This window comes from Bradyrhizobium sp. 160 (assembly GCF_023073735.1).
In the GTDB taxonomy this organism is placed as follows: Bacteria; Pseudomonadota; Alphaproteobacteria; order Rhizobiales; family Xanthobacteraceae; genus Bradyrhizobium.
Window position 1 is genome coordinate 134,769 of record NZ_JADPKD010000008.1, and the last position, 20,950, is coordinate 155,718.

Genomic DNA, 20,950 nt, shown 5'->3' on the forward strand with positions numbered 1-20,950 from the left:
AACAATTCCGCGACATCTGAGAGCGACATGCGCGCCGAAATCGAGCGGTTGGTAGAAGAGATCAAGCAGTCAGTCGGGCTGCTGAGGAGGCATCTTTGACGTCGAGAAATCGACGGCGCGCCTCGCTGAGCTGAACAAGCTCGCAGAAGATCCCAACCTCTGGAACGATCCCCAGAAAGCCCAGAAGCTGATGCAGGAGCGCACCTCGCTCGAGGACGCGTTGTCGGGCATCGGCAAGGTCGAGCAGGAACTCGAAGACGATATCGGCATGATCGAGCTCGGCGAGGCCGAGGGCGATGACGGCGTGGTCGCCGAGGCCGAAGCCGCGCTGAAGAACCTGAAGAAGGAAGTGGCGCGGCGCGAGCTCGAGGCGCTGCTGTCGGGCGAGGCCGACCGTTTCGATTCCTATCTCGAAGTCCATGCCGGCGCCGGCGGCACCGAGAGCCAGGACTGGGCGCAGATGCTCTTGCGCATGTACACGCGCTGGGCCGAAACCCACGGCTTCAAGGTCGAGGTGCTGGAAGAGTCCGAGGGCGAAGAGGCCGGCATCAAGTCCGCAACCATTCAGGTCTCCGGCCACAACGCCTATGGCTGGCTGAAGACCGAGGCCGGCGTGCATCGCCTGGTGCGCATCTCGCCGTTCGATTCCAACGCGCGGCGGCACACCTCGTTCTCGAGCGTGCAGGTGTTCCCCGTCATCGACGACAGCATCAAGATCGACATCAAGGAATCCGACGTCCGCACCGACACGATGCGTTCGGGGGGCGCCGGCGGTCAGCACGTCAACAAGACCGAATCCGCGGTGCGCCTGACGCATATTCCGACCGGTGTTGCGGTGGTCTGCCAGGCCGGTCGCTCCCAGCACAAGAACCGGGCACAGGCCTGGGACATGCTGCGCGCGCGCCTCTACGAGATGGAACTGAAGAAGCGCGAGGAGAAGGCGGCCGCCGACCAGGCCGCCAAGACCGATATCGGCTGGGGCCACCAGATCCGCTCCTACGTGCTGCAGCCCTATCAAATGGTGAAGGATCTGCGCACGGGTGTGCAGACCTCCGACACCTCGGGCGTGCTGAACGGCGAGCTCGACGAGTTCATGGCGGCGACCCTGGCACAGCGCGCCTTCGGCACCACCACCGGCGAGATCGAGGACGTGGACTGATCATGCCCCGCGTCGCCTTCATCGGGCTTGGACGGATGGGCCATGGCATGGCCGGGCGCTATCTCGATGCCGGCTTCACAGTGACGTTGTGGAATCGTAGCAAGCCCAAGGCCGAAGACCTGATCGCGCGTGGCGCGCATTGGGCGACGTCCCCTGAGGACGCCGCGATCGATGCCGACGCCGTCGTGACCATGGTTGCCGATGACGAGGCCTCGCGTGCGGTCTGGCTTGGGCCCAAGGGCGCTGCCAAGACCGCGAAGGCAGGCACCATCGCGATCGAATGCTCGACCGTCTCCTATGACCATGCCCGCGAGATGGGCCGCGAGCTGAATGCGCGCGGTCTCATCTACATCGACTGCCCCGTGACCGGATTGCCCGATGCGGCCGCAGCCGGGAAGTTGACGCTCTTGGCTGGCGCCGATCCGGCCGATCTCGCTCGCGCGCGGCCTTATCTCGACCCAATCGGCACGACCATCCGCCATTTCGGTGCGGTCGGCACCGGCACGGTCTACAAGCTCATCAACAATCTGATGGGCGCGATCCAGATCGCCGGCCTCGCCGAGGGCCTTGCGATCGCCGAGCAGGCCGGGCTCGACATGAATCTGGTGCTGGAGTCGATTCTGTCGGGCGTCGCGGCAAGCCCGCAGGTGCAGCGCCACTCCAAGCGCATGGTTGCCCGCGACTTCAGCGGTGCGACCTTCACATCGGCGCTGCGGCACAAGGATGCCGCCTATGCCGTCAACTTGGCGGAGAGCCTGCTGGCCAGCAAGCCGCTGGTCGCGCGCGCCGCCGTGGAGGCTTACGCGCAGGCGAAAGCGACGATGCCCGACGATGATGAAGGCAGGATGATCGAGCTGGTGTCGCGGCCGAAGACATCCTCCTAGCCAAGTGCACCAATATGGGGCCGCCTTGGCCGCTCCATTCATTCCAAGCGCCGGTTTTGTAAACCGATGCTTCATCGGAAATCGGGTGGCACTGTCCACCGCACCGTTCTAGGGGATGGGCTGGGCCGCCAAGCTGAGACGCCATGCCCCGGAACGACAACCGCATCGATGCGCGCGACTGGTCGCTGCTCGCCATGCTCTCGGTGCTCTGGGGTGGCTCGTTCTTCTTCAACAGCGCGGGCTTACGGGAATTGCCGCCGCTGACGCTGGTGTTCCTGCGCGTCGCGCTTGGCGCCGCCATTCTCCTACCGTTGCTCCGTATGCAGGGGATCGGCTTCCCCTCGGGCACGATGGGATGGAGGCCGTTCGTCGCGATCGAGCTGCTCAACAACGTGATTCCGTTCTCGCTCATTGTGATCGGCCAGACTTTCATTCCGAGCGGGCTGGCGTCGATCCTGAACGCGACCACGCCGCTGTTCACTGTGGTGGTGATGGCGGCGGCCGGTGAGGAGGCCTTGCAGATGCGTCGTATCGCCGGGGTGGCGCTGGGGCTTGCCGGCGTGATCATCCTGCGCGGATGGGGTTTCGAGACGAGGCCGGGGCAGGGGCTCGGTATCCTGCTCTGCCTCGCCGGCGCCTTCAGCTATGGTCTTGCGGCGCTCGCGGCGCGACGGTTGCTGAAGGACACGCACCCGCTTGGAGCGGCGACATTTCAACTGATGGCATCCACCGTGATGATGACGGTCGTCGCCGGCGCGGTGGAGAGGCCATGGCAGCTACCGCTACCGAGCCCGACGACCTGCCTCGCCGTGCTTGGCCTTGCCGCGCTTTCAACGGCGCTCGCCTACATCGTGTTCTTTCAGATCGCGCGACGCTCGGGCGCGAGCAATGTCATGCTGGTGACGCTGCTCATTCCCGTCACCGCGATCTTTCTGGGATGGCTGGTGCTTGGTGAGGCGATCTCCATGCGCGAGATCGCCGGCGCCATCGTCATCGGCAGCGCATTGCTCGTGATCGACGGACGCGTGCCCGGCCTGCTGCGTCGCGGCGCGTAAGTTCCCGCTCCATCGTTTCATCTCGCGGAAAATCCCGGCGCTTGCCAGCGGCAGGGCGCCTTGCGACACTCCCTGCATAACAAGACTACAAAAATACAGGGGAGAGAACGATGCCGGGTCGTCGCACCAACCTTGCTGCCCTCGCCATGCTTGCTGCCGGAGTGCTCGCCACGACACCGGCCTTCGCGCAGAAGAAATACGACCCCGGCGCCAGCGACACCGAAATCAAGATCGGCAACATCATGCCCTATAGCGGGCCGGCGTCTTCCTATGGCGTGATCGGCAAGACGGAGGCCGCCTTTTTCAGGATGATCAACGATCAAGGCGGCATCAACGGGCGAAAGATCAACTTCATCAGCTATGATGACGCCTATTCGCCCCCGAAAGCGATCGAACAGGCGCGCAAGCTCGTCGAGAGCGACGAGGTTCTCTTGATCTTCCAGTCGCTCGGCACGCCCTCGAACTCCGCGATCATGAAATACATGAACGCCAAGAAAGTGCCGCAGCTCTTCGTGGCCTCCGGTGGCACCAAGTTCGGCGATCCCAAAAATTTCCCTTGGACCATGGGCTTCCAGCCCAACTATCAGAGCGAGGGGCGGATCTATGCAAAGTACATCCGCGATCATTTCCCCGACAGCAAGATCGCGGTGTTCTGGCAGAACGACGATGCCGGCAAGGACCAGTTCAAGGGACTGAAGGACGGGCTTGGCGACAAGGCCAGTATGATCATCGCGGACAAATCCTATGAAGTCAGCGATCCCTCGATCGACTCGCAGATCGTTGCTCTTCACGATTCCGGTGCGGACATTTTCTTCTCATGGGCCGCGCCAAAAGGATCGGCGCAGGCGATCCGGAAGGTGGGCGAGCTCGGCTGGAAGCCAAAGTTCTTCCTGGCCAACACTGCGACCTCGGTTGCCTCGGTGCTCAAGCCGGCCGGGCTGGACTATTCCAAGGACATCATCTCGACGGTCTATCTGAAAGACCCGACCGATCCGACCTGGGACAAGGATCCGGCTGTGGTGAAATGGCGCGCGTTCATGGACAAGTATTACCCTGACGGCGACAAGACTAACGCCAACAATGTCTATGGCTACGTCCAGGCCGAAGCGATGGTCCAGGTCTTGAAGCAGTGCGGCGACCATCTCACCCGCGAGAACGTGATGAAGCAGGCTGCGAACCTGAAGGACTTCCACACTGACCTGATGCTGCCGGGCATCATGGTCAACACCTCGCCTGACGATTATTTCCCAATCGAGCAGATGCAGCTGATGCGCTTCAACGGGCAGGCTTGGGAGCTGTTCGGTGACGTCATCACAGGTGAGGTCGGCCACGAGCGCAGCCAGTAATCCGCCGTGTATCTGCGTTAGCCCGCGCTGAGCCGCACGCCGGCGCGCAAAAATTTCTGCGGATCGACCGCCTCGCCCTCGATGCGGGTCTCATAGTGCAAATGCGGACCCGTGGAACGGCCGGTCGAACCGACGAGACCAATCACCTGGCCGATCTTGACGACCTCGCCGATCCTGACGTTGATCTCGGAGAGATGGCCATAGCGGGTCGAAAGCCCGTTTCCGTGATCGACCTCGACCATGCGGCCATAGCCGCCGGACCAGCCGGCGGAAACTACCTTGCCGTTGGCGGTGACGCGAACGGGATCGCCGGTGGCGGCGCGGAAGTCGAGCCCGGTATGCATTGCGGGCCGGCCGAGGAAAGGATCGCTGCGCACGCCGAAGCCGGAGGTGAACTCGACCTCGCCGATGACGGGCTTGCGATAGGGCACCAGCGCCAGCGTGCGATTGAGCCGGTCCAACTCGGCGCGCGTGGTGTTGATGCGATAAAGCTGCTTCTCGAACGGCCCGGCGTTGGGCGTCAATTTGACGGGTACGAAAGGCCCGCCCATTGCGGTGCGCGGTACGGCGGCTTCGAGATTGGCGAGGCTGAGGCCGAGATCGCTGACGACGCCGCGCATCCGGCGCATGCGTGAATCCATGCCTTCCTCGACGGCGTTAAGCGCCGCCATCTGGCGACGCTCGACCTGATCAAGCGAAGCCGTGAGCCGGACCAGGACGTTGTCGAAGCCCTGGTTCTTGGCGAATTGGCTGGTCGGCGGCGCCGCGACAGTCGGCGCGCGCGACTCGAGCCGCGCTTCGCGATCCGGCGGCGCCACAAAGATTACGGTGTCGCTGATCGGCGACGGCTTCGGCGTGCCCTGGGTTGCGTTCTGGCCGGCGTCGCCACGCTGCGGTGTCGAGCGCGGGATCGACCCGGTCACGTCGGGCATGGCGCCGAGCGCCGTAGCCCGGGATTCCAGCGCCGTCTGGCGCTTCATGATCTGGTCGAGCTTTTGGTCGAACTGCTCCTGGTCGAGCAGCTGCCGGCTGGTGGTGCGGTCGACCTTGGCCCGCAGCTCGGCGATACGGTCTTCATAGGCGTACTGCATCTCGGCTTGGCGGGCGATCAGCCGGGTCAGGACGTCGTCGCGGAAGGCGAAGTAGGTGGCGGTGGCGGCCGACCACAGTCCGAGCAGCACGACCGTACCGACCACGATCCAGAACACCACGGGTCCGAAGCGGACTTGCTTGCCGGCATGGACAATGGTGTAGGCGTCGTCGGTCGCGGGAAGGGGGACCGCAACCGCCGCCGCTGGGGCGGCTGGATGGCGATGGAAGGCCCGTCCGTGGTCGTGGGCATGATGTTGGGGGTACTGCGAGTATTGGGCAGAACTTTTCGACATCGGCACTCCCGCGCCGGTCGGATGAGTCCGTACGGCCCTGATTGCCGCAGCAATCTGGGCCGGTCATGGTTAATTTTCCGGAAACGGGAACATTCGAATTCAAAGGACTGATTAAAGACTTCTTGCCGCTTCCAGGACCTCATCGGCATGGCCGTCGACCCGGACATTGCGCCAGATCCGGGCCACTTTGCCATGGCGGCCGACCAGCACCGTGGTGCGAAGAATTCCGAGGAAGCTTTTGCCATACATGGACTTTTCGCCCCAGGCGCCGTAGGCCTCCAGCATCTCGTGCGTCTCGTCCGAGATGAGCGGAATGGCGAGCTTGTGCTTGTCGCGGAACTTTTCCTGGGCCTTTAACGGATCCGCGGAGATGCCGAGCACGGCCGTGCCGCCAGCCGTGAAGGCGTCCGCCAGCCGGGTGAAGTCGATCGCCTCCCTGGTACAACCGGGCGTGTCGGCGCGAGGGTAGAAGAACAGCACGAGCTTTGCCCGGCATAGTCCGCCAGCGTGACCACATCGCCGCCGTCGCGGGGCAGACGGAAGGCGGGAGCCTTCTGGCCCTCGGTCAAGGCGACCTTCGCCGCCGCGGGCGACTTGGAGGAATTTAACTGTTTCGAGGCGGCCTTATGTGATCCTGCTTTTGCTATGGTCTTGGTTGATTTGCTCGCCGGCGTCCGCTGTGTTTTCGCGGACCTTGTTTGAGTCGCTGCCCGCGTTTTCAGGGTCTTCTTTTTAGCCGTCGGACTGCCGGAGGGCGTTTTGGACGATTTCTTTTGGGATTTCTTGGACATACGCCTTCCTTTCGTCGCTTTCGACAGGTCAACCAAAGCGGTATTGCAGCTCTCGTCCGGTGTGCCGGAATCGCGCCCTCGGCTGGGCAAGTCTGACGACGCCGGAGTATGGTTACAAGGAATTCCACGCACCACCCCACTGCTCGTTGAACGCGCTGCCGGGGCGAAATGACGAACAGCAGGAATATTCGAAGTACGGCGGCAATGCCGGCGCAGGGGCCTTCGCTCCCCGTCGGCGGCTGCGGTCCCGGCGGCGCTCAATCCGACGATGGACGCCTGTATCGAGAGGCAATGGCAAGGAATAAGTCGCCCCAGGATTACACGCGGGACTTCGATCGGCGCGGCGGTCAATCACAGCCGCAGGAATGGGACGACGCCGATTGGGATCCGGATCAGGAGGAGGCGGCGGGCCATCGCGCGCGCCGGCTGCTATCGCGTTCCAATTCGGGTTTCCATCGCCTCGGTGACGGGTTTGGATCTTTACGTCGCCGGCTGGGCAGCGGCCGCTGGCTGAAGCGGCTGGCCGTCGTCGTTGGCGTCCTCGTCGTCATTTTCGTCGGCTGTTTCGGCACGCTGTGGTGGCGGCTCGGCGCCGGGCCCATCAATCTCGACATTGCAACGCCATGGCTGGCAGCCGCCATCGAGGACAATATCGGCCACGGCAACACCGTAGAGGTGGGCGGCACCCAGATCGAGCGGGCGGGGCGGGTCCGGATCGCAGTCCGCATCCGTGACATCGTCGTCCGCGACCGCGATCACGCCATCGTCGCCAGTGCGCCGAAAGCCGAGGTCAAGCTGTCGGGTGCGGGTCTCCTCATGGGGCACCTGCGCGCAGAAAGCCTCAATCTCGTCGATGCCGAGCTCGCGATCCGCATCGCACCTGACGGCACCGTCACGGTCTCGGCCGGCGACACCGCAAAGCCGCTGGCAACCGGCGTGGCCTCCAAGAAAGAGGCAGGCTTGCCGCCGACATTCCCACGCAACGGCGTCCCGCCGCCGCCATTCGCCACAGCGCCTGCGAGCCCGGACACATCCCAGGCTGCTCCCCAGGCGACCGCACAGAGCGGAATTCTTCAGGGCCTCGATTGGCTCGACAGTCTGAGCATGACCGGCCTCGACGGCCAGAACCTCAACGAGATCGGTCTGAAGAACGGCAATCTGATTGTCGACGACCAGCAGCGCGGCAGCAAATGGTCGTTCGAGAACATCACGCTCAGCCTGCGCCGGCCGAGCAGTGGCGGCGTCGCGCTCAGCCTCGGCGAGGAGGGCGCGCGCCCGTGGATGCTGCGCGCCACGATCGGGCCGGCCGAGAACGGCGTGCGCTCGGTCGACATCCGCGCCGACAAGGTCTCGACCTCCAACATCCTGTTGGCGCTGCGGGTCAAGGATCTCACCTATACCGCGGACCTGCCGCTGACGGGCGAGCTGAAGGGCGAACTCGGCCGCGACGGCGTGCCGACCTACTTCCGTGGCAAGATCGCGGTCGGCGCGGGCAACATCATCGACACCGACACGCCCGATTATCCGATGACGATCGACTCGGCCGAGATCAACGTCGAGTGGGACGCGAACCGGCGGGTGCTGGTCGCTCCGTTCAAAATTCTCTCCGGCGCCAACCGCCTGACCCTGCTGGGCCATCTCGAGCCACCGAACGGCGCCACCAATGACTGGCAGCTCGGCTTCAGTGGCGGCTCGATCCTGCTTGGTGGCATCGACAACGAGCCGCCGCTCGTCTTCAACCGTATTGCGATCGGTTTCCGTTTCGACACTGACCACAAGCGCCTCTTGCTGACGCAGGCCGATATCAGCAATGGCGAGATCGGTGTCGCCGGCACCGGTGCCATCGACTATTCGGGCGAGCCGCGGCTGACGCTCGGCTTTGCGGGAACGCCGATGTCGGCCTCCGCGCTGAAGCGGATGTGGCCCACATTGATCGTTCCCGAGCTGCGTGAATGGGTGATCGAGCGGATCGAGCGCGGCACGCTCCAGCGGATCGAGATCGGCGTCAACTCGCCGGTGAAGAACCTTCCGCGCAAGGGGCCTCCCATCCCCGACGACGGCCTGTCGGTCAACATCGTGGCAAGCGGTGTCGCGGTGCGTCCGGTGGACGGCATGCCGGTGGTGCACGATGCCGATCTGAAGGCGCGCGTGACCGGCCGCACTGCGACCGTGAACATCGGGCAGGGCATTGCCGACACGCCCGCCGGCCGCAAGATCACGATCTCCGACTTCACGTTCGAGGTGCCGGATATGGCGCCCAAGCCGTCGCCGTCGCGCACGAGATTTCGCGTCGACGGACCGGTGCCCGCGGCGGCCGAAATGCTCTCCAATGATCGCCTGAGCGATCTGTCTTCGACCGTCGTCGATCCCAATACCAGCAAGGGGACGTTCTCGGCGAACATCCAGCTCGGCATGCCGGTCAAGGGCGAGCTGACCAGGGCCGACACGACCTATGCCGTGACAGCCGAGCTCAACGGCTTTGCCGCCGACAAGCTGGTGATGAACCAGAAGCTGGAGGCCAACAACCTCAAGATCATCGCGAGCAACCAGGGCTATCAGGTCAAGGGCGACGTCAAGATCAACGGGCAGGCCGCCTCGCTCGACTATCGCAAGCCGGCCGAGGGCGATGCGGACGTCAGATTGCAGGCGACGCTGGACGATGCCAGCCGCGCGCGCCTGGGGTTCGATCTCAGCCCTGCCGTGAGTGGATCGTTGCCGATCAAGCTGTCGGGCAAGATCGCGAGCGGCGCGGATCAGACGACGAAGCTCGCCGTCGAGGCCGACCTGACCTCAGTCAAGCTCGACAACATCCTGCCCGGCTGGGTCAAGCTGCCGGGCAAGTCCGGCAAGGCCAGCTTCAAAGTGGTGCCGACGGCGCAATCGACGCGTTTCGAGGACATCGTCATCGAGGGCGGCGGCGCCTCGATCAAGGGCTCGCTCGAGATCGATGCGAATGGCGACCTGATGAACGCGAACTTCCCGACCTATTCGCCCTCCGACGGCGACAAGGCCTCGTTGAAGGTGGAGCGCAGCCAGGACGGCGTGGTGCGCGGCACCATGCGCGGCGACGTGTTCGACGGCCGCGGTTTCCTGAAGTCGGCGATCTCAGGCAATTCCAAAGACGATGCCAAGAACAAGCTGAAGAACATCGATTTCGACATCGACGTGAAGCTCGGCGCCGTCGCCGGTTTCAACGGCGAGGCGATGCGCAGCGTCGATGCCAAGATGTCGAAACGCAACGGCGCCGTCAAAGCCTTGACGTTGAGTGGCAAGATCGGCCGTGATACGCCGGTGGCGGCCGATTTGCGCGGTGGCCGCGCGCAGGGCAGCCGTGAAGTGATCTATCTCCAGACCAACGATGCCGGCGCGCTGCTGCGCTTCACCGACACCTATACCAAGGCGGTCGGCGGCCAGATGGTGGTGGCGATGGAGCCGCCGACATCCGAGCCGAACACCTCGCGCGAGGGTCTCATCAACGTGCGCGACTTCACCGTGAAGGGCGAGGCGCAGCTCGAGCGCGTTGCTGCCGGCGCGCCCAACGGCACCGGCAACGGCGTCTCCTTCAGCGCGCTCCGCGCCGAGTTCACCCGTCAGAATGGCGCGCTCACGATCCGTGACGGCGTCGTCAAGGGACCGATGATCGGCGCCACCATCGAGGGCTCGATCGACTATCCCGGCAACCAGGTGTGCATGAGCGGCACCTTCGTGCCGATGTATGGCGTCAACAACATCTTCGGCCAGATCCCGTTGTTCGGCATCTTCCTCGGCGGCGGCAACAACGAGGGGCTGATCGGCGTGACTTACGAGGTCGTCGGCACCCCGGCCGCGCCCGTGATGCGCGTCAATCCGATCTCGGCGATGGCGCCGGGCCTGTTCCGCAAGATCTTCGAGTTCAACACCGGCAAGCAGAACTCGCCATTCGAGGAATTCCAGTCGCAATCGAACGACGGGTCGACCGGATCGACGCGGCAGCTGTCGAGCGGTTGCAGCCTGGCGCGGCGATAGAAGCGGGACTCAAGAGTCCGCCACGCCCGCGCCTGTCCCGGGCATGACGCATGTGGGGGTCGGAAACTTACGCCGCGCGCACGCCAGCCAGGAACGTCCCGACCTCGCCGGAGAGCTGTTCGGCCTGCTTGGAGAGGCTCGAGGCGGCCGCGAGCACCATGCCGGCAGCGTTGCCGGTCTCGTTCGCAGCCGTGCTAACGGCGCTGATATTGGTCGTGACCTCCTGGGTCGCTTCTGCGGTCTGCGACACGCTGCGGGCGATCTCGGCGGTGGCGGCACCTTGCTCCTCGATGGCCGCGCCGATCGAGGTCGCAATGCGACTGACCTCCTCGATGGTGGCGGTGATGCCGCCGATTGCGTCCACCGCTTCTTTGGTCGCGCCCTGGATCTGGGCGATCTTGTCGCCGATCTCGCGGGTGGCTTCCGCGGTCTGGCTCGCGAGCGACTTTACCTCGGAGGCGACCACGGCAAAGCCACGACCGGCTTCGCCTGCGCGTGCAGCCTCGATAGTGGCGTTAAGCGCGAGCAAATTGGTCTGTGCCGCGATGCTGGAGATCAGCTCGGCGACGTGCTCGATCTGCTGGGCACCATCGGACAGCGCGCGCACGATCGTGTCGGTGCGGCGCGCACTGTCCACCGCGCGTCCGGTGACTTCGGCGGACTGCGCGACCTGACGGCTGATCTCGGTGATGGAAGTGGAGAGCTCTTCGGCGGCGGCCGCGACGGTCTGGACGCGCTGGCTGGCCTCGGTGGCGGCCGAGCCGACCACAGCGGCGCGGCGGTTGGTGCCTTCGGCGGTGGAGGACATCGACTTGGCGGTCGCCTCGAGTTCGCCGGAGCCCGAAGCCATCAGCCCGACCAGCTGGCCGACGGACGCATCGAAGCGGTCGGCAAGCGCGATCAAGGCATCGCGTTTCTCCTGCTCGCTACGGGCCTTGGTGGCGACCTGCTCGGCCTCCAGGTTACGTGCGGTCAGCGCGGTTTGCCGGAGCACTTCGAGCGTCTCGGCCATGCGGCCGATCTCGTCGCCGCGGCCGGTCTCTTCGACCGCCTTGTCGATAGTGCCTTCCGAAATCTGCTGCATGCGGGTCTTCTGGCGGTCCAGCGCGGCGAGCACGTCGCGGGCGATCAGCCAGGACAGCATCGCCATCAGCAGCATCAGGCCGATGCCGATGGCGGCGAGCTCCAGCGTCAGCGCGCGCACGTCGGCGTCGATGTCGTCGACGTAGAGTCCGTAGCTGATGGTCACGTTCCAGGGCGCGAATCTGCGCGCGAACACGGTCTTGCGGACCGGCTCGGTCTGGCCGGGGCGGGGATAGAGATAGGAGGTCACGCCACCCTGCGCGGTGTCGGTGCCGGCCCTGATGATGGCGTCGGCAATCAACACGCCGTTGGAATCCTTGGCGCCAGTGATCTTGCCTTCGAGCTGCTGATTGGCGCCGTTCACGACCAGAGAGGTGTCCTGATTGTAGACCACCGGGTAGCCCTGGCCGCCGTTGAAGCTCATGCGGCGGCCGCGTTGGTGGAACAAGCTCTTGGCCTCGGCTTGCGTGAGCTTGCCGGCTGTCACCTCGTCCTGGAGCGATTGCGCGTAATTATGGAGGAGCTCCACCGCCGTCCGCATCTGCTGGACACGGTCCTCCATCATGCGGCTCTTGCTCAGCACGGCCGATACCCCGATGATGGCCGTGACCGTGAGCGCCGCGAGGCAGACCATGCTGGCAAGCTTGGTGCGGATCTTCAGATGACTGAGCAGTTGCATCACGGTCTCTACGGAATGGTTGTTATTGCTCGCGTCGGTAGCATGAAGTTCTTACCAATCATGAACGGACGCGGGCAACGCGCTGCCATGCATGCGGCGTTCGCAGTCGCCATGCGCAAACGTGCCGCGCCTGCGCATGGCGCATCTAATCGCGGGAAGAATTGATGCTGGATTTTGGTTGTGGCCGAGGCTTGTCGGGACAGCGATGAGTCGATTCGTTCACCGCATCATCATGTCCGTGCTGCTCGTGGCGGCTCTCGTTCTCATCTGGAACGTGCTGGGCGCGCGTTGAGCCGGCACCGGCAAATGCGCCGGTACCCTGTCTTTCCTTCGAATCCGCGAGCGCGTCAGCGCCGGGCGTAGGCGCCGCCGGTCGAATCGCTTTCCTTGCCCATCGCCGCATCGACGCTGACCGAGCCGCCGCCGGCTGCCGAGAGGTAGAGGCAGGCGAAGCAGAACAGGATCGCGGCGGTGCCGCCGTTGAGCAGCGGCAGGAACACCGGCGTTTCGCCCTTGAACATGTGGCCCATGAAGTAGGCGAAGGCCATCTCACCCGAGAGAATGAAAGCCGAGAGGCGGGTGAACAGGCCGAGCATCAGGAGCGCACCGAGCACCAGCTCGATCGCGCCTGCCGTCCAGATCAGCGGCGGGATGTTGGCGAAGTAAGGAAGCACCGGAAACTTGAAGATCTTCGCAACGCCGTACTGGAACAGCAAGAGGCCGGTGATGAAGCGAAACAGGCTCAGGAGAACCGGTTGAAAGCGAGTGAGATAGGGAAAGTTCATTGGTTTGTGCCCTCCATCCAATGCGCGACTTGGACCGTATTCGATTCCGCCTCGCAAGCCATCAGGATCAATTCCGCGCTGACATTTTCGTCATGTCGGACAAAACACCGCAGGCTCCGCTCTCAGTCGCGCGCGATCCGCATTTTTTCTGGTGTTGGCGTCGTGCCCATCCGTAATTTTCCGGTGACGCAAACGAACTCAAGTTACCCCTGGGAAACCTACCGTCGCAAGGCAGGCACGACTAGGAACGGAATCATCCCGAGCACCACACTCGCAAGTGCGAAGGCGAGCAGCGCGTTGTAGCCGTGGGTCGCGTCATGGATCAGGCCGCCGCTCCAGGAGCCGAATGCCGAGCCGAGGCCACTGCCGATCGAGATGGTGCCATAGATGGTGCCCACCCGTTTTCCCTGGAAGATTTTCATCGCAGTTGCGGTGATCAGCGGCCCGCGCGAGCCCATCATGCTGCCGAAGCAGACGACGAAACCGGTGAGCAGGATGATGTTCGGATAATACTGCAGGAGCCAGAGCAGGAAGATGCCGAGCATCGAGATCGCGTAGCTCAGCAGCACCGACGGCCGGCGCCCGATCAGCCCGTCGAGCGCGGAGACCCCCAACATCCCGAACACCAGCACGACGCCGGAGAAGCCCCAGGCAGTCGCGGCCTGGAGTGGCGGGAAGCCGGCATCGATCAGATAAGCCACGATCTGCGCCGCGATCGCGTACATGCCGACCGCGGTGAAGAAGAAGGTCGAGAACAGCGCCCAGAAGGCGTGATGGCGCATGGCGCCAACAAGCGTCCAGCCGTTGTCAACGAAATCCGGATCGGTCTTCTTGGTGACCTGCGGCGAGCCGGCAGCGAACAGCGGCCACGGCAGCAGCATGAGCGGCACCAGCAGGCCCAGCGCAGCGAAGCCGAACAGCTGATAGGTCTCGCGCCAGCCGATGTGATCGATCAGGAGCTGCGAGGCCGGCAGCAGCGCCAGCACGCCGCCGCCCATTGCCGAATAGACCACGGCCATCGCGGTCGGCAGCCGCGGCCCGAACCAGCGGCCGAGCAGAATCGAATTCGGCACATTGCCGATGAAGGCGACCCCGATCCCGACACACAGTCCGATCGAGAGCTGGAACTGCCAGAGCGCTTTCGCATGGCCCGCAATCAGGAAGGCCGAGCCGAGCAGGAACAGTCCGAGCGCGTAGACGGCGCGGGGACCGGAATGGTCGAACAGCCGCCCGACCAGAGGCGCGGTCAGTCCGCTGACGAGCCAGGTCAGCGAATAGATCGAGACGACCTGCGCGCGATCCCAGCCAAAGCTTTCGGAGATGGGCTTGAGGAAGACGGTGAAGCTCTCGCTGAGGCCGCGGCCAAGGACAGCCAGCGCGAAACACAGCGCGAGCACGACGAGCGCGGTCCGCACGGCACCCCTCGGCGCAGCCGCTGCGCGGTCCCCGGCCTGCCTGGGCGTGTTCTGGTCCATTGCCGCTCAAGGAGCGCGCTTCGCCGCGCCCTGACAAGCAGCGAAAAGCTCATACGCCTATGCAGGCTTGATGAGGACGTGCTTCTTCTTGCCGAACGACAGCTTGATCACGCCTTCCGGCGTCAGGTTGGCCACCGAGAGTGCCATCTTCTCGTCGGTGACGGGGGCGTCGTTGATGCGCAGTCCGCCCCCTTTGATCTGGCGGCGCGCTTCGCCGTTTGAGGCAACCAAGCCCGCCCGAACGAAGGCGTTGAGCACGCCGAGACCATCGTCGAGCTCGCCACGCGGAATTTCCACCGTCGGCAGGCTTTCGGCGAGCGCACCTTCCTCAAAGGTGCGGCGCGCGGTCTCTGCCGCCTCGTTCGCGGCATCGCGGCCGTGCAGCAGCGCGGTCGCCTCGGTGGCGAGCACCTTCTTGGCCTCGTTGATCTCCGCGCCGCCGAGCGCCTCGAGCTTCTTGATCTCGCTCATCGGCAGCGTCGTGAACAGTTTCAGGAATTTGCCGACGTCGGCATCCTCGGTGTTGCGCCAGTACTGCCAGAAATCATACGGCGAGAACTGGTCGGCGTTGAGCCAGACCGCTCCCTGCGCGGTCTTGCCCATCTTGGCGCCGGACGCGGTCGTCAGCAGCGGCGTCGTCAGCGCGAACAACTGGTGCGTGCCCATGCGGCGGCCGAGATCGACGCCCATGATGATGTTGCCCCACTGGTCCGAGCCGCCCATCTGGAGGCGGCAACCGGTGCGTTTGGCGAGCTCGACGAAGTCGTAGGCCTGGCAGACCATGTAGTTGAACTCGATGAAGCTCATCTCCTGCTCGCGCTCGAGGCGCAGGCGCACGGAGTCCATGGTCAGCATGCGGTTGACCGAGAAATGCCGGCCGACGTCGCGCAGCATCTCGATCCAGTTCAGCTTGGTCAACCACTCGGCGTTGTCGAGCATGACAGCGTCGCTCTTGCCCTCGCCATAACGCAGCACCCTGGCGAACACGCCGCGGATCGAGGCCTTGTTGGCCTCGATCTCGGCGACCGTGCGCATCGCGCGCGTCTCGTCCTTGCCGGAGGGGTCGCCGACCATGGTGGTGCCGCCGCCCATCAGCGTGATCGGCTTGTTGCCGGATTGCTGCAGCCAGTGCAGCATCATCATGGTCAGATAGTTGCCGATATGCAGCGAGGGGGCGGTGCAATCGTAGCCGACATAGGCGGTCGCCTCGCCCCTGGCGGCGAGCGCGTCCAGCCCCTCGAAATCGGAGCACTGGTGGATGAACCCACGTTCCTGCAGGGTATTGAGGAAATCCGATTTGAATGCAGTCATTTGTCGGCGTGCCTGACAATTCTTGGTTTACTGTTTTGGGAGCAATTTAAGAGTCTTGCGTGGGAACTCGATTGGCACCCGCCACTTGGCGCAGTGGCATTATAAGATGTGTCCCTCTGGCACAAGATCGGCATGCCGGGGCGGGCCTTTGAGGACGCTGGTCCATGATGTTGACGGCACTCGGTCTGATGAGCGGCACCTCGCTGGACGGGGTGGATGTCGCGCTGATCGAAACCGACGGAAAGCAGGTCAAGGCGTTCGGACCGACCGGCTACCGGCCCTACGGTCCGGCCGAGCGCAACCTGCTGCGCCAAGCGCTCTCCGAGGCCGTGCACCTACGGCAACGTGATGCCCGGCCTGGGATCCTGACCGAGGCTGAGCGCGCAGTGACGCAGGCCCATGCCGAGGCGGTCGCCGCTTTCGTCGCGCAGAACCGGATGAGGCCGGAGGACATCGACATCGTCGGCTTCCACGGCCAGACCGTGCTGCACCGGCCCGAAAAGCGGCTGACGGTGCAGATCGGCGACGGGCCGGCGCTGGCCAAGGCGATTCACATCCCGGTCATGTATGATTTCCGCGCCGCCGACGTCGAGGCCGGCGGGCAGGGCGCGCCGTTCGTGCCGGTCTATCATCGGGCGCTCGCCCATTCGCTGGAGCGCGAGGGCCCGATCGCGGTGATCAATATCGGCGGCGTCTCCAACATCACCTATATCGACGGCAGCGACACGCTGATCGCCTGCGACACTGGCCCCGGCAATGCGCTGCTCGACGACTTCATGTACCGCACCATGAACCAGGCGTTCGACGCGGAGGGAAAGTTCGCCGCGCTTGGCAAGGCTGATGAGGCCTGGATCGCGCGGGCACTGGCGCTGCCGTTCTTCGCAGCGCCGCCGCCAAAGTCGCTCGACCGCAACGACTTTGCCGCGCTGAAGCTCGGCGACATGCCACCGGCCGACGGCGCCGCGACGCTGACCGCGTTCACTGCGGCGGCGATCGCCCGCATCATCCCGCTGCTGCCGCGACGGCCGCGCAGCTGGATTGTCTGCGGCGGCGGGGCCCGCAACCTCACCATGCTGCGGATGCTCCGCGAGCGGGTGGGCTCGGCCACGGTCGAGGCCGCGGAGACGCTCGGCTGGGCCGCCGACGCCATCGAGGCGCAGGCCTTCGGTTTCCTTGCCGCGCGCGGCCTCAAGGGCCTGCCGTTATCCTATCCGGCAACGACGGGCGTGCCGATGCCGATGACGGGTGGGGTGATTGCACAGCCTTGAAGATCACAGGGAGTTGACGCAGGTGCATTGATCTTGACATGTGCATGCAAGTGCATCTATCTAGATGCAGTTGCATCTAACTGTCGGGATCGCCATTATGACCGCTCCGCTCAAACTGATCAGCCATAAGCTGTGCCCCTATGTGCAGCGCGCCGTGATCGCGCTCAAGGAGAAGGGCGTGCCGTTCGAGCGGATCGATATCGATCTCGCTGACAAGCCGGACTGGTTCTTGAAATTGTCGCCGCTCGGCAAGGTGCCGGTGCTGATGGTTGCGACAGACAAGGGCGAGGTTGCGTTGTTTGAGAGCAACGTGATCTGCGAGTACATCGAAGACACGCAACGCGGTGCGAAGCTGCATCCGGCGGATGCGCTGAAACGTGCCGAGCATCGCGCTTGGATGGAGTTCGGCTCAGCGATCCTCGGCGACCTCTGGGGGCTGGAGACGACGACCGATCCGGCGACATTCGAGAGCAAGCGCCAGGCGCTCGCGGCCAAATTCGCGCGCGTGGAAGCCGCGCTTGTTGCAGGGCCGTATTTCGCGGGCGACGCGTTCAGCCTCGTGGATGCAGTGTTTGCCCCGATCTTCCGCTATTTCGACGTGTTCGATGAATTGATTGAGCTCGGAATCTTCAACGATCTGCCCAAGGTCCGCGCGTGGCGGGCCGAGCTCGCGAAGCGTCCGAGCGTGCGCTCTGCGGTCGGCGCGGATTATCCGCAATTGCTGCGGGCCTTCCTGGTGCGCCACGACGCGCATCTCTTGAAGCTCGCGGCCTGAGGCTACGCCGATGTCGCAGTCCACGGCCTGGCTCATGCTCGTGATCGCCGGCGCGCTTGATGTCGGCTGGGCGATCGCGATGAAATATGCGGAAGGATATACGCGCGCTGGCTGGAGCATCGCCTCGCTCGTGCTGCTCGTCGCCTTCGTCTTCCTGCTCGGGCGTGCCTTGAAGGTGCTCGAGGTCGGCGTTGCCTATTCGGTGTGGACCGGCATTGGCGCGGCCGGCACGTTCCTGATGGGCGTCGTGCTGTTCGGCGAGACCTTGAGCGCGGTGAAGCTTGCGGGCATCGCACTCGTGCTGACGGGGATCGTTGCCCTCAAGCTGGCGTAGTCAGCCCATAGTGATCAGGTGCAACCGTCGGCAAGCAGCAGCCTGCTTGTCGTCGTTGCGTGCCGCACCCTGAAGAGATCCTGAATGTCGGGATCGTCGAGGAACGCTTTCGCCTTCTCGCGCTCAGCAAATTCGATGATGACGAGGCGCTCGGGCGCCCAGTCGCCTTCGATCGTGGTCGGCTCGACGCCGCGCACGATGTACCGCCCTGAAAGCTTGGCAATAAATGCCGGGATTTCAGCGACGTAAGTCTTGAAGCCGGCGTGGTCGTTCACTGATAGATCAAGAACCAGATACGCCTTCATCGCTCGAAATCCCCAGCGTTGACGGTCCGCAGCCATGCCACGAACACGTCTACGCCGGAAGGCCTCAGCGCACGTTGGCGAGGCGCATGTCGAGATAGGCGGTGATGGTTTCCATCAGCGGCTCGAGCTTGGCATCGAAGAAGTGATTGGCGCCGGGAATGACCTGCTGGTCGATCACGATGCCCTTCTGCGTCTTCAGCTTCTCGACCAGGGTGTTGACATCCTTAGGAGGCACTACGGCATCCTTTTCGCCGTGCACGATCAGGCCCGAGGACGGGCAGGGCGCAAGGAATGAGAAGTCGTAGAGGTTGGCCGGCGGCGCGATCGAGATGAAGCCTTCGACCTCCGGGCGGCGCATCAGCAACTGCATGCCGATCCAGGCGCCGAAGGAGAAGCCCGCGACCCAGCAGGCGCGCGCCTCGGGATTGATGGTCTGCGCCCAATCGAGCGCTGCCGCCGCATCCGACAATTCGCCGGTGCCATGGTCGAACGAGCCCTGACTGCGGCCGACGCCGCGGAAATTGAAGCGCAGCACGGAGAAGCCGCGATGCGCGAAAGCGTAGTAGCACTGGTACACGATCTGATGGTTCATCGTGCCGTGGAACTGCGGATGCGGATGCAGGATCATCGCGATCGGCGCGTTCTTCTGCTTGGCCGGGTGGTAGCGGCCTTCGAGACGGCCAGCGGGGCCGGTAAATATGACTTCGGGCATCGATGATCTCTTGATTGATTTCCTGGAGACGACCTCGGCAATCAACCGATTGTGGCCTCACCGGCAGATGCCGACGAAAGCGCGAATGAAGGGCGAGGAGGCGCGCGTAGCGGTGATGCGCTGACGGCGCGCGGTGACTTGACGGTGCGCGTTCTAACATAGGCTGAGGGTCAAAAAGCAAGCATCTTGAACATCAGCCAACGGGTTCAAGACGTTAGCGCGTCATGGTCGCGTCAACTGTGGCCGCACATTCGAAATCATTGGTTGCCAAGGGCGTGCCCGCGGCCCATGTCGAGATCGCGCAAACGCCGTCTGCGATGTGAGGTAATATATTACTTAATGCCGACCCGCGTCTATCTCGATTGGAACGCGACGACGCCGCTCCGCGCTGAGGCTCGGACAGCGATGCTGGCTGCATACGATCTGATCGGCAATCCATCCTCGGTTCATGCCGAGGGGCGGGAGGCACGACGGCTGATCGAGGAGGCGCGTGCCGCGCTGGCCTTGGCGATCGGCGCCCAGCCGCGCAACGTCGTCTTCACATCCGCTGGAACCGAGGCCAATGCGCTGGCGCTGTCGCCCGGCCTGCGGGCGCCGGCGGGCGGACCCGTTGAGCGACTGCTGGTCTCCGCGGTCGAGCATGCCTCGGTGCTTGCGGGCGGCCGGTTCCCGGCCGATAGGACCCGACAGCTTCGGGTAACGCGCTCCGGTGTCGTCGATCTCGACGATCTGCGGGCCCGGCTCGACGCTGGCCCGCCGACGCTGGTCTCCATCATGGCCGCGAACAACGAGACCGGCGCTCTTCAGCCTGTCGCTGAGGCTGCGCGGATCGTTCATGAGGCCGGCGGTCTCCTGCATGTCGATGGGATCCAGGCGCTTGGTAAAATTCGGTTCGATATCAAGGCTGTGGGTGCAGACCTTGCAACCTTCTCTGCGCACAAGGTCGGTGGCCCTAAGGGCGTTGGCGCGCTGGTCATGGCGGAAGGGCTCGCCGGTCTGGCGCCGGTCCTGCGGGGGGGCGGGCAGGAGCTCAACCGCCGGGCGGGCACCGAGAATGTCGCGGGGATCGCCGGCTTTGGCGCGGCGGTCAAACGGGCGCTTCAGACTCTGCCGGAGGATCTGAAGCGAATAGCAAGCCTCAGAGATCATTTGGAAAATGGGCTTCGCGCGGCCGGGGCGACAATCTTCGCCGACGATGTGGAGCGGTTGCCAAATACCGTACTTTTCACCGCGCCAGGGCTGAAGGCCGAGACTGCTGTGATCGGCTTCGACCTTGCAGGCGTCGCCGTGTCGTCCGGTTCGGCCTGCTCATCGGGAAGGGTCCAGCCTTCCCATGTGCTCTCGGCCATGGGGTACGATCCCATCGTGGCCCAAGGAGCGGTGCGCCTCAGTCTTGGCTGGTCCACGGAACTGGAAGAGATCAATAGGGCGTTGGAGGCTTGGCGAAAGCTCGGTAATAACCTACTTAAGAGCTAGGCGACGAAACACAGCTTGAACGATTCTAGGCGCGTGCTTTCCGCCAAAGAACATCGTAATAAACGTAATACTCGTCCGAGTTTGATCCACCGCGGTCCTTGAAACCGCGAGCGGAGGATGGA

16 protein-coding genes and 1 pseudogene are annotated in these 20,950 nt (G+C 64.1%); 9 read left to right on the forward strand and 8 right to left on the reverse strand.

Annotated elements, in window-relative coordinates; genetic code table 11:
• Positions 1-27 precede the first annotated feature (27 nt).
• The 4 genes from prfB to IVA98_RS03390 all read left to right on the forward strand — a co-directional run bounded on the left by prfB (position 28) and on the right by IVA98_RS03390 (position 4,444).
• A protein-coding gene (gene prfB / locus IVA98_RS03375; protein WP_247297088.1) for a peptide chain release factor 2 occupies positions 28-1,159 on the forward strand; the annotation gives its coding sequence in 2 pieces (ribosomal slippage) (positions 28-96 and positions 98-1,159; 1,131 coding nt in all).
• Between the two features lie 2 nt (positions 1,160-1,161).
• Entirely contained in the window at positions 1,162-2,043 is an 882-nt protein-coding gene (locus IVA98_RS03380) for an NAD(P)-dependent oxidoreductase (protein WP_247297086.1), read from the forward strand.
• 143 nt (positions 2,044-2,186) lie between these two features.
• Positions 2,187-3,098, forward strand: coding sequence for a DMT family transporter (locus tag IVA98_RS03385; protein WP_247354274.1), 912 nt, complete (start codon positions 2,187-2,189; stop codon positions 3,096-3,098).
• 110 nt (positions 3,099-3,208) lie between these two features.
• Positions 3,209-4,444: an ABC transporter substrate-binding protein gene (locus IVA98_RS03390; RefSeq protein WP_247297082.1), complete on the forward strand. Its 1,236-nt coding sequence runs from the start codon at positions 3,209-3,211 to the stop codon at positions 4,442-4,444.
• A gap of 17 nt (positions 4,445-4,461) precedes the next feature.
• Here IVA98_RS03390 and IVA98_RS03395 read toward each other — a convergent pair whose 3' ends face one another.
• Both IVA98_RS03395 and IVA98_RS03400 read right to left on the reverse strand, forming a co-directional pair.
• A complete protein-coding gene (locus tag IVA98_RS03395) occupies positions 4,462-5,829 on the reverse strand; it encodes a M23 family metallopeptidase (RefSeq protein ID WP_247297080.1) in 1,368 nt (455 codons plus the stop codon).
• Between the two features lie 111 nt (positions 5,830-5,940).
• A pseudogene (locus IVA98_RS03400) lies at positions 5,941-6,620 on the reverse strand (peroxiredoxin).
• Positions 6,621-6,824: 204 nt separating this feature from the next.
• Here IVA98_RS03400 and IVA98_RS03405 point away from each other — a divergent pair.
• Positions 6,825-10,625: a YhdP family protein gene (locus tag IVA98_RS03405; RefSeq protein WP_247297076.1), complete on the forward strand. Its 3,801-nt coding sequence runs from the start codon at positions 6,825-6,827 to the stop codon at positions 10,623-10,625.
• Between the two features lie 67 nt (positions 10,626-10,692).
• Here IVA98_RS03405 and IVA98_RS03410 read toward each other — a convergent pair whose 3' ends face one another.
• The 4 genes from IVA98_RS03410 to tyrS form a co-directional block, all read right to left on the reverse strand.
• Complete coding sequence (locus tag IVA98_RS03410) at positions 10,693-12,387, reverse strand: methyl-accepting chemotaxis protein (protein ID WP_247297074.1); 1,695 nt, start codon at positions 12,385-12,387, stop codon at positions 10,693-10,695.
• 347 nt (positions 12,388-12,734) lie between these two features.
• A complete protein-coding gene (locus IVA98_RS03415; RefSeq protein WP_247297072.1) occupies positions 12,735-13,172 on the reverse strand; it encodes a DoxX family protein in 438 nt (145 codons plus the stop codon).
• 218 nt (positions 13,173-13,390) lie between these two features.
• Positions 13,391-14,647: an MFS transporter gene (locus IVA98_RS03420; RefSeq protein ID WP_247334732.1), complete on the reverse strand. Its 1,257-nt coding sequence runs from the start codon at positions 14,645-14,647 to the stop codon at positions 13,391-13,393.
• Positions 14,648-14,704: 57 nt separating this feature from the next.
• Entirely contained in the window at positions 14,705-15,958 is a 1,254-nt protein-coding gene (gene tyrS, locus IVA98_RS03425) for a tyrosine--tRNA ligase (protein ID WP_247297059.1), read from the reverse strand.
• Positions 15,959-16,122: 164 nt separating this feature from the next.
• On the opposite strand from tyrS, the gene IVA98_RS03430 reads away from it, so the two are divergent.
• The 3 genes from IVA98_RS03430 to IVA98_RS03440 all read left to right on the forward strand — a co-directional run bounded on the left by IVA98_RS03430 (position 16,123) and on the right by IVA98_RS03440 (position 18,335).
• Positions 16,123-17,226, forward strand: a complete 1,104-nt coding sequence (locus IVA98_RS03430) for an anhydro-N-acetylmuramic acid kinase (RefSeq protein ID WP_247297057.1) — start codon at positions 16,123-16,125, stop codon at positions 17,224-17,226.
• 97 nt (positions 17,227-17,323) lie between these two features.
• The gene (locus IVA98_RS03435; RefSeq protein WP_247297050.1) at positions 17,324-18,001 is read left to right on the forward strand and encodes a glutathione S-transferase family protein; all 678 of its coding nucleotides are present in this window, start codon (positions 17,324-17,326) and stop codon (positions 17,999-18,001) included.
• 10 nt (positions 18,002-18,011) lie between these two features.
• Positions 18,012-18,335, forward strand: coding sequence for a DMT family transporter (locus IVA98_RS03440; protein WP_247334733.1), 324 nt, complete (start codon positions 18,012-18,014; stop codon positions 18,333-18,335).
• A gap of 14 nt (positions 18,336-18,349) precedes the next feature.
• Here IVA98_RS03440 and IVA98_RS03445 read toward each other — a convergent pair whose 3' ends face one another.
• Together IVA98_RS03445 and IVA98_RS03450 are read right to left on the reverse strand one after the other, a co-directional pair.
• Positions 18,350-18,640, reverse strand: coding sequence for a DUF1330 domain-containing protein (locus IVA98_RS03445; RefSeq protein ID WP_247297046.1), 291 nt, complete (start codon positions 18,638-18,640; stop codon positions 18,350-18,352).
• A gap of 64 nt (positions 18,641-18,704) precedes the next feature.
• Positions 18,705-19,352 (reverse strand): alpha/beta hydrolase, encoded by a 648-nt coding sequence (locus IVA98_RS03450; protein ID WP_014495555.1) that lies wholly within the window; start codon positions 19,350-19,352, stop codon positions 18,705-18,707.
• Between the two features lie 339 nt (positions 19,353-19,691).
• Here IVA98_RS03450 and IVA98_RS03455 point away from each other — a divergent pair, with 339 nt between their 5' ends.
• Entirely contained in the window at positions 19,692-20,828 is a 1,137-nt protein-coding gene (locus IVA98_RS03455; RefSeq protein WP_247297044.1) for a cysteine desulfurase family protein, read from the forward strand.
• Positions 20,829-20,950: the final 122 nt, after the last annotated feature.